We start from the raw sequence: 13,495 nt of genomic DNA, 5'->3' as shown, positions 1-13,495 counted from the left end.
GCACCTCGCTTGTTCAAGGGATCAAATCTCCTCCAAGCGTAGATCACTGGCGCGCTTTCGGCTCACAGCCACCAGCGCAGCAAAAAGAAGAATCCCATGCTCAGCAACATGCTGATCAGCGTACTGCGGGTCCAGATCACTAGGCCCACGGCCACCAGCGAGCTGAGCAAATACGGGTTGTCCCACTGCAAGTTCAGCTGTTTCTCCGGCATAAACACAATCGGCCCGCAAATCGCCGTGAGCATGCCCGGCACCGCGAAGCCGAGAAACTGCCGCGCGTTGCTGCTCAAGCGCAGCGGCAAGCGCGGTTCGAGGAACACGTAGCGATTGAGAAACACCAACACGCCCATGCCGATAATCACCGCCCAGACCATCATGTGCGCTCCAAATACAGTTTGTTGCAGATAAACCCGGCGGTCATCCCGGCCAGCCCCGACAGCACCAGCGCCGAGCCCCATTGCCAATAACTGAACAACACCGAGCAGAACAGCGACACCGCCACGCAGACCACCGTTGGCACGTTGCGCACCACCGGCGTGATCAGCGCGATAAACGTCGCGGCAATCGAGAAATCCAGGCCCAGATGCTCAAGCCCCGGAATGCTGCTGCCGAGGACGATCCCGGCCAGGGTGAAGAGGTTCCAGGCGATATAAAACGTCAGGCCGACGCCCAGCGCATACCAGCGATTGAACTGCTGTTTGTCGTGCTGACTGGTCAACGCAAACAACTCATCAGTGAGCAAAAAGCCCAATCCCACGCGCCAGCGCCCCGGCAGCGGCGAAATCACTGAACGCATGCTCATGCCATAGAGCAAATGCTGCGAGGTCAGCAGCAACGTCGTCAGCAGAATCGAAAAGACCCCGGCGCCGCCCTTGAGCATGCCGATCGCGACCAATTGTGCGGCGCCGGCAAACACGATGCTCGACAAGCCCTGACCTTGCAGCGGCGTGAGGTTGGCCTCGATGGCCATCGAACCGGCGAGCAATCCCCACGGCGCGGTGGCCAGGGACAACGGCATGATCGCCGCCGCGCCACGCAAAAACGCGCTGCGCGGCAAATGTGAGTTGGACATAACACGCTTCACCGATGAATTGACCGCCAACTGTGCCAGCAGTCGGGCTCGAAGGCATGCACAATTTTGCCCATCTGGAGCGCGACGCCGCAGCCGAGTAACATGGCGCCATTCACTTGAAAAGTCAGGGAGCCGACATGCTTTACCGAATCGCCGCCGACGGGCTGGTGCTGTTTCACTTGTTGTTCATTTTGTTCGTGCTATTCGGCGGACTGCTGGTGCTCAAATGGCATCACCTGGTCTGGTGGCACCTGCCCGCTGCGACGTGGGGCGTGATCGTCGAGGTGTTTCACCTGACCTGCCCGCTGACCTATTGGGAAAACCTGATGCGCGAAGCGGCCGGGCAAACCGTGTATGGCGGCGGCTTCATCGAACATTACGTATTGCCGATCATCTACCCGGCCGGGCTGACCCCGACCATTCAACTCGGGCTCGGCAGCATCGTGCTGGCGGTCAACGTGCTGGTCTACGCGCGCCTGATCCGCCTCTGGAAACTCCGTCGCGCCACCTGAAGCGCAAACCACCCACCTACTGTGGCGAGCGAGCTTGCTGGCGCTGGACTGCGCAGCAGTCCGCAGATTTCAGCCGATCAATTGGCAATCACACTCATATTGCGCCCGCTCGCCTTGGCCACGTACATCGCCTTGTCCGCCGCGCCGATCAAGTCATCCGCCTTGGCTTGCGAGGCCGGATCATAAGCGCAAACCCCCACACTGACCGTCACCACGCCCTCAATCCCTTCGCTGTGGACGATGCCGGCCTGCTGCACCGCGCGGCGGATTTTTTCGGCGACCAGAAACGCGCCGACATAGTCGGTGCCGGGCAACACCACGGCAAATTCTTCGCCGCCATAACGCACCGCCAGATCGCCGGGGCGCTGGATGCTCTCGATGATGATCGCGCTGATCCTGCGCAAACATTCGTCGCCCGCCACATGTCCGTAGTGATCGTTGAACAGCTTGAAGTGATCGACGTCGATCATCAGCATCGCCAACATGCTCTGGCTGCGCCGCGCGCGGCCCATCTCGGCAATCATGAACAGATCGAACTGGCGTCGATTGGCCAGCCCGGTCAGCGCATCTTCCAGCGCCAGCAGTTCGAGGCTGTGATTGATCTCGAGAAGTTTTTCCTGGGCTTCGAGCAATTCGTTCTGCACGCGGTTTTGCTGCTTCATCACGCGGATCAGCCGATAACCGAGTGTGCCGAGGACCCCCAGCAGCAGCGCGACGATGGTCGCACTGTTCAACGATTCCTGGCGCCAGGCGGTCAGCACTTCTTGCTTGTTCAGCGCCGCCGAAACGACCAGCGGATAACCCTCGACCCGACGAAAACCGACAACACGTTCAACGCCATCGATCACCGATTTGATCGTCGCCGTGCCGGAACTGGCATACGGCAGCAACTGCGTAAACAACGGCCCATTGGCGACGCTGGTGCCGATATCATTTTCATTGAACGGGCGGCGCACCTGCAGATTGCCGTTGTCGGCGATCAGGCTGATCGCGCCGTTTTTGCCCATGTCGATGCCGTCGTACAGCGCCAGGAAATGGTTCAGGTACACGGTGGCCAGCGCCACGCCGGCGAAACGGCCGTCGGGATGATTGATCCTTCTGGAAACGGTCATGATCCATTCACCGGTCGAGCGACTTTTTATCGACGGGCCGATGTGCGGGCCGCGCTCGGGGTGATCGCGGTGGAAGACAAAATACTCGCGGTCAGAGTTGTTCGATTGCGGAACGGACGCGCCGTTGGAATTGACCAGCCAACGGCCGTTTTCGTCGTAGACAAACAAGCCGTGCAACTGCGGCAGCTCGCTGCGTTGCGCCACGAGCAGTTGCTGCACGCGGCTGAACGGTGCCAGGCCCGCGCCGTCCTTTTCCAGGCGATCGACCAGGGTGAACAGCATCGTATCGGCCTGTTTGATCGTCGATTGCGCCTGCGAGGCCAGCGTCTGCGCGAGGTTGGACATCGCCACTTCTTTGTCATGCAAGTGGTAGTGCCGCGAATTCCACGACTCCCAGACCGCCAGCGCGGTCATCGACAGACACACCGCGATCAGCAACACCACGGCGTAACGCACCTTGAGCCTGGCTTGCAGCTGTTCGGCGAGCAATGACGCCGTCGGCTGAAGGGTTTCGATACGAACTTTAACGGACGGCTGTCCCATGACATTCCCTGATTTTTCTGTAGAGGCGATGCTTCCTGACCGCCACTGGTCTGCTGAGACTAGCTGATGCCTTGCGCCGCAGGCGTTAGCGTGGGGTTTGCTTGACTGCTTCGAGCCAGGCCGGGTTCAAGTGCGTCTGTTCAGTGTCGATGCCCCGTGCTTGCATGCGTTCTTTGTGTTGCTCCATTTCGCGGTTCAATTGCCCGTGATCGCTGGAGTTACCGTCCAGTTCATGCATCTGGCTCAACCCGAGATGATAGAAGCGCAGCAGCTTCATCGCATCGGCATCGCCCGCCTCGACCGCGGCTGTTACCTGGTGCATGACGTTGGTCACGCTCATCAGGCTGCGCTTGAGCCGCCAGCCGTAGACCGCCGGCGCCATCCATGGCTGATGCCAGAACGTGCCGCGCATCAACGCGACCATCAGCAGCACCGCGACAAACACCCCGCCGACGTTGAAGCGCAGGTTGTCGCCGCCGGGTTCACCGAACAACGTCACCGCAGCGGTCGACAGCGCCATGGCCAGCGCGAGGAAAATCAGGGCAATGATCACCGTGCTGCGCCGGGTCTGGCGGCGGAAGGTTTCGGCATTCATCGGCTGGATTTCGAACATGGTGGCGAACGTCCTTGAATCAGTGAGCGAAAAGAGTGCCGGGCATTATCGCCTCTGCGAGGGATTTAGCTATGCTGGGGCTCCTTTTGATTTTTTCATCGTCAAACCGGGACGTGGCGAGAGTCCGCAGTTCGTGCCATCTTCTTTCCTGGATACATATTATTCGGATGCCAATCGCTACTCCTGTCTGAACGGCATCGTTTTAAGGATCATTGAATGTCCCAACGTCAAGTAATCAACGCTTCCGTCAGCCCTAAAGGCAGCCTCGAAACCCTGTCCCAACGTGAAGTGCAGCAACTGAGCGAAGCCGGTTCCGGCAGCACCTATACCCTTTTCCGCCAGTGCGCCCTGGCCATCCTCAACACCGGCGCCCACGTTGATAACGCCAAGACCATCCTCGAAGCCTACAAGGACTTCGAAATCCGCATTCACCAGCAGGACCGCGGCGTGCGCCTCGAACTGCTGAACGCGCCGGCCGACGCCTTTGTCGATGGCGAAATGATCGCCAGCACCCGGGAAATGCTTTTCAGCGCCCTGCGCGACATCGTCTACACCGAAAACGAACTCGACGCCCAGCGCATCGACCTCAGCACCTCGCAAGGCATCAGCGACTACGTGTTCCACCTGCTGCGCAACGCGCGCACCCTGCGCCCCGGCGTCGAGCCGAAGATTGTGGTGTGCTGGGGTGGCCACTCGATCAACACCGAAGAGTACAAATACACCAAGAAAGTCGGGCATGAACTGGGCTTGCGCAGCCTCGACATCTGCACCGGTTGCGGCCCCGGCGTGATGAAAGGCCCGATGAAAGGCGCGACCATCGCTCACGCCAAACAGCGTATTCAGGGCGGGCGTTACCTCGGTCTGACCGAACCTGGGATTATCGCGGCCGAAGCACCGAACCCGATCGTCAATGAGCTGGTGATCCTGCCGGACATCGAAAAGCGTCTCGAAGCGTTTGTCCGCGTCGGCCACGGCATCATCATCTTCCCGGGCGGCGCCGGCACCGCTGAAGAGTTCCTGTACCTGCTCGGCATTTTGATGCACCCGGACAACAAGGGCCTGCCCTTCCCGGTCATCCTCACCGGGCCGAAACACGCGGCGCCGTACCTTGAGCAACTGGATGCGTTTGTCGGCGCAACCCTCGGTGAAGCGGCCAAGCAGCATTATGAAATCATCATCGACGACCCGGCCGAAGTGGCGCGGCAGATGACTGCCGGGCTCAAGGAGGTCAAGCAGTTCCGCCGCGAACGCAACGACGCGTTCCATTTCAACTGGCTGCTGAAGATCGATGAAGGCTTCCAGCGCCCGTTCGACCCGACCCACGAAAACATGGCCAGCCTGCAACTGAGCCGCAGCCTGCCGGCCCACGAACTGGCGGCCAACCTGCGCCGCGCGTTCTCCGGGATCGTCGCCGGCAACGTCAAGGACAAGGGCATTCGCCTGATCGAGGAACATGGCCCGTATCAAATCCGCGGCGACGTGGCGGTGATGCAACCGCTCGATCAACTGCTCAAGGCGTTCGTCGCCCAGCACCGGATGAAATTGCCGGGCGGCGCGGCGTACGTGCCGTGTTATCGCGTGGTTGCCTGACAGTTAATTTGGACGTGGCGCAGATCCTGTAGGAGCTTAGCTTGCTCGCGAAAGCGGTCGGCCAGTTGGTGCATGTGCTGGCAGACAAGACGCCATCGCGAGCAGGCTCGCTCCCACAGGGGAATGGCTGCGGACGCCGGATTTGGGCTTGGCATCGATCCTGTAGGAGCTGAGCTTGCTCGCGAAAGCGGTCGGCCAGATAAAATTTTGGTGACTGATCCACCGCTTTCGCGAGCAAGCTCAGCTCCTACAAAGGTTTATCGTCGTACACAAAACTGCGTCCATCTCCAATCAATTGTAGGAGTGAGCCTGCTCGCGATAGGAGCCTGGCCGTTGGAAATGATGGTGGATGACATAACGCCATCGCGAGCAGGCTCACTCCTACAGCCATCACCGCAGCAATGGATATTTCCACAATCCACCTCACACAAAAAAGGCGCCCGAAGGCGCCTTTTTCACCAGCCCAAAAAACTCAAGCCAGGCTCTTGCTCACCACCTCAAACACATCACTGGACAACTCACCCGAGCCACGAATCCGCTCCAACTCCGCTTTCATCAGAGCCTGACGCGCATCGTCATATTTGCGCCAGCGGGTCAGCGGCGCCAACTGCCGAGAAGCGATCTGCGGATTGAACCCATTCAACTCAATCACCAAATCCGCCAGGAACCGATACCCGGAACCGTCCGCTGCATGGAAATTCACCAGATTCTGCCCGGCAAACGCCCCTACCAACGCGCGCACCTTGTTCGGATTCTTGATATTGAACGCCGGATGCTCCATCAGCGCCTTCACCCGTGCCAACCCACCCGGCAACGTGCTGCCCGCCTGAACACTGAACCACTGATCCATAACCAGCGGATTATCCTTGAAGTGCTCGGCGAAACTCGCCAGCGCCTTGGCCTTCTCATCGTCGAACGGCGAATTCACCAACACCGCCAACGCCGTCAGGCGCTCGGTCATATTGTCACTGGTCTCAAACTGCTCCAGCGTCGCCGCCAACACCTCCGGCTTACCGCTCAGCATCAAGTACGACAGCGCAATATTCTGCAGCGCGCGGCGGGCAAAATGTTCAGCCTCAGCCACATACGGCGTGTTCTTCGACAAATCACGATTGGCCTGGTAACGCAGCCACAACGCCTCGAACAAATTGTCCGCCAACTGCTTGCGCACAAACTCCCGCGCGGTGTGGATGGCATCGACATCAGCCACATCGCTGATCTCGGTCAGATACGCCTCGCCCGGCAACGACAGCATCTCCGCGACCATTGCCTGATCCAGCGTTTCATCGGAAAGCACCGAGCGCAGGGCCGAAATCAGCCGCTGATCCAGCACCAGCGTTTCGCCTTTCTGCTGCTGCGCGATCAACTCCTGCAGCACTTGCACCGACAGCTGCTGCCCGGCATCCCAACGATTAAAACCGTCGCTGTCGTGCTGCATCAGGAACATCAACTGATCGCGGTTGTACGGGAAGCTCAACTTCACCGGCGCCGAGAAACCACGCAACAGCGAAGGCAAAGGCTGTTCGGCGATATCAACGAAGGTGAACGTCTGCTCGGCTTCCGTCACCGAAATCACCCGCGAGGTGCCTTGAGCAGCATCTTCACCCGACAGGCGCAACGCTACAGGCGCGCCTTTGGAATCCAGCAGACCGAGTTCCACAGGAATCACAAACGGAAGTTTCTCAACCTTGTCCGGGGTTGCCGGGCAGCTCTGACGGAACGTCAGGCTGTAGGTTTTCGCCGCCGCATCGTAAGACTCGCTCACCGCCAGACGTGGCGTACCAGCCTGGCTGTACCAGCGTTTGAACTGCGTCAGGTCAACGCCATTCGCGTCTTCCATGGCTTTGATGAAGTCGTCGCAGGTCACGGCTTGACCGTCATGGCGGTCGAAATACAGGTCGCTGCCCTTACGGAAACCCTCAGCGCCGAGCAAGGTGTGGAGCATGCGGACCACTTCCGAACCCTTTTCATACACGGTCAGGGTGTAGAAGTTGGAAATCTCGATGAAGCTGTCCGGGCGCACGGCGTGGGCCATCGGGCCGGCGTCTTCGGCGAACTGGTGGGTGCGCAGATAAGCCACGTCCTGGATGCGCTTGACCGTAGCCGAGTTCATGTCGGCGGAGAAACCGGAATCGCGGAACACCGTGAAGCCTTCCTTGAGCGACAACTGGAACCAGTCGCGGCAGGTCACGCGGTTGCCCGACCAGTTGTGGAAGTATTCGTGGGCGACGATCGCTTCAACGCGCTGGTGCGCGGCGTCGGTGGCGGTTTCGGCGCGGGCCAGCACGGCGCTGGAGTTGAAGATGTTGAGGCCTTTGTTCTCCATCGCGCCCATGTTGAAGTCGTTGACCGCGACAATCATGAAGATGTCCAGATCGTATTCGCGACCGTAGACCTCTTCGTCCCAGCGCATCGACTTCTTCAAGCTGTTCATCGCGTGCTGGCACTTGTCGATGTTTTCCGGCTCGACGTAAATGCGCAGCGCCACCGAGCGCTCGGTCATGGTGGTGAAGGTGTCTTCGACGCACCAAAGGTCACCGGCCACCAGCGCAAACAGATACGCCGGTTTCATGAACGGGTCTTCCCAGGTCGCCCAGTGCCGGCCGTCTTCGCCAGGACCGCTGGCAATCGGGTTGCCGTTGGACAGCAGCACCGGGTAGCTGTGCTGCTCGGCGACGACCGTGGTGGTGAACTTGCTCATCACGTCCGGGCGGTCGAGGTAATAGGTGATCTTGCGAAAGCCTTCGGCCTCGCACTGGGTGCAGAACATGCCGCTGGATTTGTACAAACCTTCCAGCGCGGTGTTGGTTTCCGGGTGAATGCGCACGGTGGTGTCGACCGTGAAACGTTCGCTCTGCGGATGCAATGTCAGGTGGTTTTCAGTCAGCACATAGTCGTCGGCGCCAAGCTCGCGGTCGGCCAGGTTGACCGTCAGCAATTCCAGCTGCTGGCCATCGAGCACCAGCGGAGGCAGGCCCGGACCGCGCTCGGGATTACGGCGCATCACCAGTTGCGCATGGACCAGGCTGTGGTCCTCGAACAACTCGAAGGTCAGGTGCGTCTCGTCGATCAGGTAGTCGGGCGCCTGATAGTCCTTCAGGTAAATCATCTTCGGTTGTTCGGTGCGCATGCTGGAATCCTTAACTATGCACGGCGAGCTGATAGGCCGTGTACTTGCGAATATTGATGACGCCGGTGTCGAAAATCAGGTACTGGCCCTTGATCCCCAACAGCGTGCCTTCGGCAATCGGGTTCTTGTCCAGGTTGAAGCTGACGATCTTGGCCGGGTATTGCTCGACCGGATAGCGGATTTCGAGGACGTCGACATCGGCAATAGTCTGGATTGCCTGTAGGCCGAATCGTTCCTGCAAACCTTGCAAACCTTCGGCGCAGCTCTCGAACAACTGATCGCGAACTTCAGCCAGATCCACCGACAGCGCTTCGCCCTTGAGTAAAGCACGCCAATTGGTCTTGTCCGCCACTTGACTGCGGAACAGGTCTTCGACGAAGCCCGATTGCTGGCGAGTCGAGACGCGCATGATCGGCAACGCCTGGCGCGCGCCCTGATCGATCCAGCGGGTCGGCAACTGGTTGAGCCGGGTAATCCCGACTTTCACCCCCGACGAATTCGACAGGTAAACGATGTGGTCGGTCATGCAAAACGTCTGGCCCCACTCCGGATCACGGCAGGTGCCGGCGTCGAAGTGGCAGCGTTCCGGGCTCATGATGCACAGGTCGCACTGCGCCAATTTGGTCATGCACGGGTAGCAATAACCCTGGCTGAAACTGGTTTTGGTCTTGCGTCCGCAATGGGAACAGAAAATCGCCCCCAGGAATTCGAGGCGGACCGTGCTGCCGATCAATGGATTGACCGGCACCTCGGTGTCGCCCAGTCGAAAAGCGTATTGCACGTCCGGCCCATCAAGGCGCGCCGACATTTTGCTGATTGCACCGCGGCCAATCTCAATCAATGGATGGCATCCGACTTGAACAGGATATTCGGCACTTCAATCGACTTGGAGCTGCATTCCTGCGGGCCCATGTAACCGGTGCGCTGATCTTCGGGCAGATTCTGGATTTCCCAGGCGATCATCGCTTGCAGCGACAGTTCGCGTTGCTCGGCGGTGAGTTTGCCACCGTCCGACCATTTGCCGATTTCCACCGCCAGCTTCAAGCTCTGATAGATATCGGGGGTGATGTTTTTGATCATTTCGTTAAAAGAGGACATCAGGGTCTCCGCGCTCTTTATGCAATAACTGTTTTAGACGGCGAGTTTACGGCGGTTGTACAAACCGCCCAACAAACCGGTGAAGCATCCGATGAGCAGCCCGCTGACGTGCGCGGCGTTGGCGATTTCGCCAAAACCGATCATCGAGATCAGCCCGGACATGCATACCACCAGCCAGATCAGCATCATCACCAGCACGCCACGCGGCAGGCGATAAGCCGGGTTCGGCGACAGCAACTGGAAGATCCAGCAATGCCCGAGCAAGCCGTAGAGCACGCCGGACAAGCCACCAAACAGCGTTGCGCCGCTGTAATAAAACTGCGAATAGTTCGACACCAGGCTGTACAGCAACGTCAGGCCGATCAGGTTGATGCTGCCCTGCCGCGCCTCGATGCGCCGGCCCAGTTCCCAATACCACATGCCGTTCATGGCCAGGTGCAGGAAGCCAAAGTGCAGCAACATCGGCGTGACCAGGCGCCACCACTGCCCCGCCGCCAGGCTGTCGGCCAATGGCGTGAACTGGATGTATTCGCCGACCACGCGGAAATCAAGGAAGGTAAACCAGTGCATGGTCTCAAGGTTTTCCCCGAGCAACGTCACCGCGCCGACGATCAGGCTCAGCAGCAAAACCACCGCGGTCGCTTTGCTGTGGCGCAGTTGCTCGACCAAACCTGGACGTTTGCTGGTCTGTGCCACCGGGATGTCGAGCTGCTGCTCCGGATCACCGGCGGGAAAGCGTTCGTACAGCGAACGCACGTCTTCGCTGATGTTGTCCGGCACCCACAGCACCTGCTCGCCCGCCTCTTCGCTAACCCGATGCGGGACTTGCATGCGTTGCAGCAGTTTGACGAAACCACTCAAATCCACCGCCAGCGGCAGACGCAAAACCGCCACCGTACTCATTGCAAAGCCTCCGGGCGCTCGACATCGACCCAGACAAACTTGTGCGGATCGAGGCGGGTTTCCTGGTCCAGACGATAAGCGACCAATTTGCCGTAGAGCACGGCGCTGTAATCCAGGCAGGCGAGGTTCGGGCGGATCGGCGCCGGTTTGCCGCTGCGCCAGTAATGGCCGACAAACAACAACGGCTCATCGACGCCGTAGCGCAGCAAATTGCTCTTTTCAGAGGACGACAGTGGCGTCAGCGCCACCGGTTCAGGCAAGGCGTCGGGTTGAAACACAATGTCTCCGTAGGTTTGCGGGTCGTCTTCCCAGAATTTGGTGCGGAAGAACGAACGCGTCAGGCCGTCGCCGCTGGTCATGGTCTGGCCATCCGGCAGGCGCATGTCGGTGCCGCGCAACAGGCGATCGAACACCGTGCAGGCGAAACTGCCGGGCACGGCCGAGGCCTGGAGGAAATGCTCATCGACGCAGCCATCGGGGAACAACGCGCGCAACGGCTGGATCAGCCCGGCATCCCAACAGGCGTGGACCACGCGGAAACGCCCGGCATCGACGAACAATGGCAGTTCATAGAACCATTGCTGGAAGTCGTGCCAGTCACCCGGATGATCCTCGAATTGGGTCAGGGTTTCGCCCAGCAGGCGCGCGTGGCGTGGCGTGTGTTCGCGCACGAATTGCTTGCCGCTGCCCGGCGGCGCCGGAGTGCTCCAGCCGAGCGCGTTGAATTCATGGTTGCCCATGATGCACAGCGCCTGACCGGCCTCGACCATGTCGTGAACGATGTGCAGCGCCTCGCGAATCCGCGGGCCGCGGTCGATGATGTCGCCGACAAACACCGCCATGCGCGATGGATGTCGCCAGACGCCAGCGTGTTTGTGATAACCGAGACGGTCGAGCAAGTGCTCAAGGGTCAGAGCGCAACCGTGCACGTCACCGATCAGGTCGTAGCTACGCGCGGGATCGAGCATCAGTCGCCTCCACCACCCAAACGGCTGCCCCAGCCAAGCTTGGTCCGGCACACTTCGTAATAGTTGTGGTCGAGCGGGTGAATCAGCCGCAGCTTCTGCGCTTTTTTGCTGATGGTGATGGTGTCACCCGGCGCGCAGGTGAAGTGGTTCTGCCCATCACAGGAGACTTGCGGGTAAATCTGCATATCCTTGGACACGACGATTTTCAGCTCACTGTTGCCGTCGACCACAATTGGCCGGCCAGACAAGGTATGGGGGTACATCGGCACAATCACAATAGCGTCGAGCTTGGGGTGCATGATCGGGCCACCGGCCGACAAGGCATACGCGGTGGAGCCGGTCGGCGTCGCGACGATCAGGCCGTCAGCCTTCTGGCTGCAGACGAACTGGCCGTCGATGTACAGCTCGAACTCGATCATTCGCGTGGATTTGCCGGGGTGCAGCACCACGTCGTTCAGCGCGTCACCCTGGCCGATGGCTTCGGCGTGGCGGCGCACTTCGGCTTGCAGCAGGAAGCGGTTTTCCACCAGATAGTGGCCGTCGAGCACTTCGGCGACTTTGACTTCCAGCTCATCGGGGCGAATGTCGGTGAGGAACCCCAGGCTGCCACGGTTGATCCCCAGCACCGGAACGTTGTGTCGGGCCAGCGCACGCGCGGCGCCGAGCAGGCTGCCGTCACCGCCGACGACGATGACCATGTCGCAGACTTCGCCGAGCATCTTGCGCGATGAAGTCTGCAGGCCATGGCCCGGCAGGACTTCGGCAATGGTGTCCTCGAGGATCACGTGCAAGTGACGATCGAGCAGAAACCGTTTCAGTCGGCGGACGGTATCCAGCACCTGTGAACTGCCCAGGCGACCGATGATGCCGATATTGCGAAATTGCTCCATGAGGTTCCTGCGCGACGGTGAAAAAACCCGATTATGGGCGAAAGCCGCCCGTAGACAAAATCCTTTCAGCCGCGATCTGACCGGCTATGCTCGCAAGATGATCCTGTTTCCAGATTTGCTCCAGTTGCCCCACCAGTTGCGCCATCCGGAAGTGCGCGACTTGGCGTGGGTCATCCTCGCCCCGCCAATGCTCGGCGAACCGCCGTGGCCGCAGCGTCATCCGCTGACCGGAAGCGATTGGGTGCAGGCGCCGGACGGCCTCGAACGCTGGTTGCGCCAACTGGATCGCGACAGTTACGACTTGTTGCACTGGCTGGCGCAATCACGCACTCGACGGCTGGGCCTGTATTACGAACGCTTGTGGCAATACGCGGTGCGGCATGCGCCGGGCATCGAATTGATCGCCGCCAATCTGCCGATCCGCCGCGAGGGCCACACCCTCGGCGAGCTCGACATGCTGCTGCGCGACCGCGACGGCGTGCATCACCTGGAACTGGCGATCAAGCTTTATTTGGGTCCGCAAAACGGTGACGGCCATGACACCGCGCAGTGGCTCGGCCCCGGTTGCCATGACCGGCTGGACCGGAAACTGGCGCATTTGAGCCAGCATCAATTGCCGATTTCCGCCCGACCGGAAAGCCGCGAAGTGCTCGCTGTGCTGGATATCCAACAATTCAGCGCACATTTGTGGCTTGGCGGTTACCTGTTATATCCGTGGCCGGGGCACGCCGCCGCGCCGGTCGGCGCGCACCCGCAGCACTTGCGCGGGAGCTGGTTGCATCAGAAGGATTGGGCGGACTTTGTCGTGCAACGGCCGTTCGGCCGCTGGCAACCCCTGCCCCGCCACGCCTGGCTGGCGCCGGCGCATTACCCGGCGGAGCAGACGTGGCAGCGGGAGCAGTTGGATAGGTGGATTGCCGCGCTCGAACCGCTGGCACCGGCGCAGTTGATGGTGCGCCTGATCGAGAATGCGCAAGGCGAGTGGGAGGAAGCGGAGCGGCTGTTTCTGGTGGCGGATCTTTGGCCGAATGTGCCGGGTAATGGCTAAGGAGTTGTGGCGTCTG

14 protein-coding genes are annotated in these 13,495 nt (G+C 60.2%); 4 read left to right on the top strand and 10 right to left on the bottom strand.

Features of this window, described 5'->3' with window-relative positions; translation table 11 throughout:
* Positions 1-62: 62 nt before the first annotated feature.
* Complete coding sequence (locus BI292_RS11540; RefSeq protein WP_092269481.1) at positions 63-377, bottom strand: AzlD domain-containing protein; 315 nt, start codon at positions 375-377, stop codon at positions 63-65.
* Entirely contained in the window at positions 374-1,072 is a 699-nt protein-coding gene (locus tag BI292_RS11535) for an AzlC family ABC transporter permease (RefSeq protein WP_092269484.1), read from the bottom strand. Before BI292_RS11535 ends, BI292_RS11540 begins: the two co-directional genes overlap by 4 nt.
* 137 nt (positions 1,073-1,209) lie before the next feature.
* On the opposite strand from BI292_RS11535, the gene BI292_RS11530 reads away from it, so the two are divergent.
* On the top strand, positions 1,210-1,584 hold the full coding sequence (locus BI292_RS11530) for a DUF2784 domain-containing protein (RefSeq protein WP_092269488.1): 375 nt from the start codon (positions 1,210-1,212) through the stop codon (positions 1,582-1,584).
* A gap of 77 nt (positions 1,585-1,661) precedes the next feature.
* Here the strand turns inward: BI292_RS11530 and BI292_RS11525 are convergent, their stop codons facing one another.
* Both BI292_RS11525 and BI292_RS11520 read right to left on the bottom strand, forming a co-directional pair.
* Positions 1,662-3,239 (bottom strand): diguanylate cyclase, encoded by a 1,578-nt coding sequence (locus tag BI292_RS11525; RefSeq protein WP_101207948.1) that lies wholly within the window; start codon positions 3,237-3,239, stop codon positions 1,662-1,664.
* Between the two features lie 85 nt (positions 3,240-3,324).
* The gene (locus BI292_RS11520) at positions 3,325-3,852 is read right to left on the bottom strand and encodes a DUF3087 domain-containing protein (RefSeq protein WP_101207947.1); all 528 of its coding nucleotides are present in this window, start codon (positions 3,850-3,852) and stop codon (positions 3,325-3,327) included.
* Here BI292_RS11520 and BI292_RS11515 point away from each other — a divergent pair.
* A complete protein-coding gene (locus BI292_RS11515) occupies positions 3,851-4,087 on the top strand; it encodes a hypothetical protein (protein WP_101207946.1) in 237 nt (78 codons plus the stop codon). The two genes, BI292_RS11520 and BI292_RS11515, sit on opposite strands and share 2 nt — an antisense overlap.
* Entirely contained in the window at positions 4,069-5,442 is a 1,374-nt protein-coding gene (ppnN, locus tag BI292_RS11510) for a nucleotide 5'-monophosphate nucleosidase PpnN (RefSeq protein WP_101207945.1), read from the top strand. The genes BI292_RS11515 and ppnN overlap by 19 nt, the downstream gene beginning before the upstream one ends.
* Positions 5,443-5,914: 472 nt before the next feature.
* Here ppnN and pepN read toward each other — a convergent pair whose 3' ends face one another.
* Genes pepN through BI292_RS11480 form a run of 6 tightly spaced genes read right to left on the bottom strand, consistent with a single transcriptional unit; the run spans position 5,915 to position 12,431 of the window.
* Complete coding sequence (gene pepN, locus BI292_RS11505; RefSeq protein ID WP_101207944.1) at positions 5,915-8,572, bottom strand: aminopeptidase N; 2,658 nt, start codon at positions 8,570-8,572, stop codon at positions 5,915-5,917.
* Between the two features lie 10 nt (positions 8,573-8,582).
* Positions 8,583-9,413, bottom strand: a complete 831-nt coding sequence (locus BI292_RS11500; RefSeq protein WP_101207943.1) for a DUF2797 domain-containing protein — start codon at positions 9,411-9,413, stop codon at positions 8,583-8,585.
* Complete coding sequence (locus tag BI292_RS11495) at positions 9,410-9,670, bottom strand: YeaC family protein (protein ID WP_092269506.1); 261 nt, start codon at positions 9,668-9,670, stop codon at positions 9,410-9,412. Before BI292_RS11495 ends, BI292_RS11500 begins: the two co-directional genes overlap by 4 nt.
* 33 nt (positions 9,671-9,703) lie before the next feature.
* The gene (locus BI292_RS11490; RefSeq protein WP_092269509.1) at positions 9,704-10,573 is read right to left on the bottom strand and encodes a rhomboid family intramembrane serine protease; all 870 of its coding nucleotides are present in this window, start codon (positions 10,571-10,573) and stop codon (positions 9,704-9,706) included.
* Positions 10,570-11,544 (bottom strand): metallophosphoesterase, encoded by a 975-nt coding sequence (locus BI292_RS11485; protein WP_371918727.1) that lies wholly within the window; start codon positions 11,542-11,544, stop codon positions 10,570-10,572. The genes BI292_RS11490 and BI292_RS11485 overlap by 4 nt, the downstream gene beginning before the upstream one ends.
* A complete protein-coding gene (locus BI292_RS11480) occupies positions 11,541-12,431 on the bottom strand; it encodes an NAD(+) kinase (RefSeq protein WP_092269515.1) in 891 nt (296 codons plus the stop codon). The genes BI292_RS11485 and BI292_RS11480 overlap by 4 nt, the downstream gene beginning before the upstream one ends.
* 97 nt (positions 12,432-12,528) lie before the next feature.
* Between BI292_RS11480 and BI292_RS11475 the strand changes: the two genes are divergently transcribed.
* Complete coding sequence (locus BI292_RS11475; RefSeq protein ID WP_101207969.1) at positions 12,529-13,479, top strand: DUF1853 family protein; 951 nt, start codon at positions 12,529-12,531, stop codon at positions 13,477-13,479.
* Positions 13,480-13,495: the final 16 nt, after the last annotated feature.

It is taken from the genome of Pseudomonas sp. 43NM1 (assembly GCF_002836905.1).
Lineage (GTDB): Bacteria > Pseudomonadota > Gammaproteobacteria > Pseudomonadales > Pseudomonadaceae > Aquipseudomonas > Aquipseudomonas prosekii.
The sequence above is the reverse complement of the archived record's forward strand: the minus strand, read 5'-3'. Positions and strand labels throughout refer to the sequence as shown.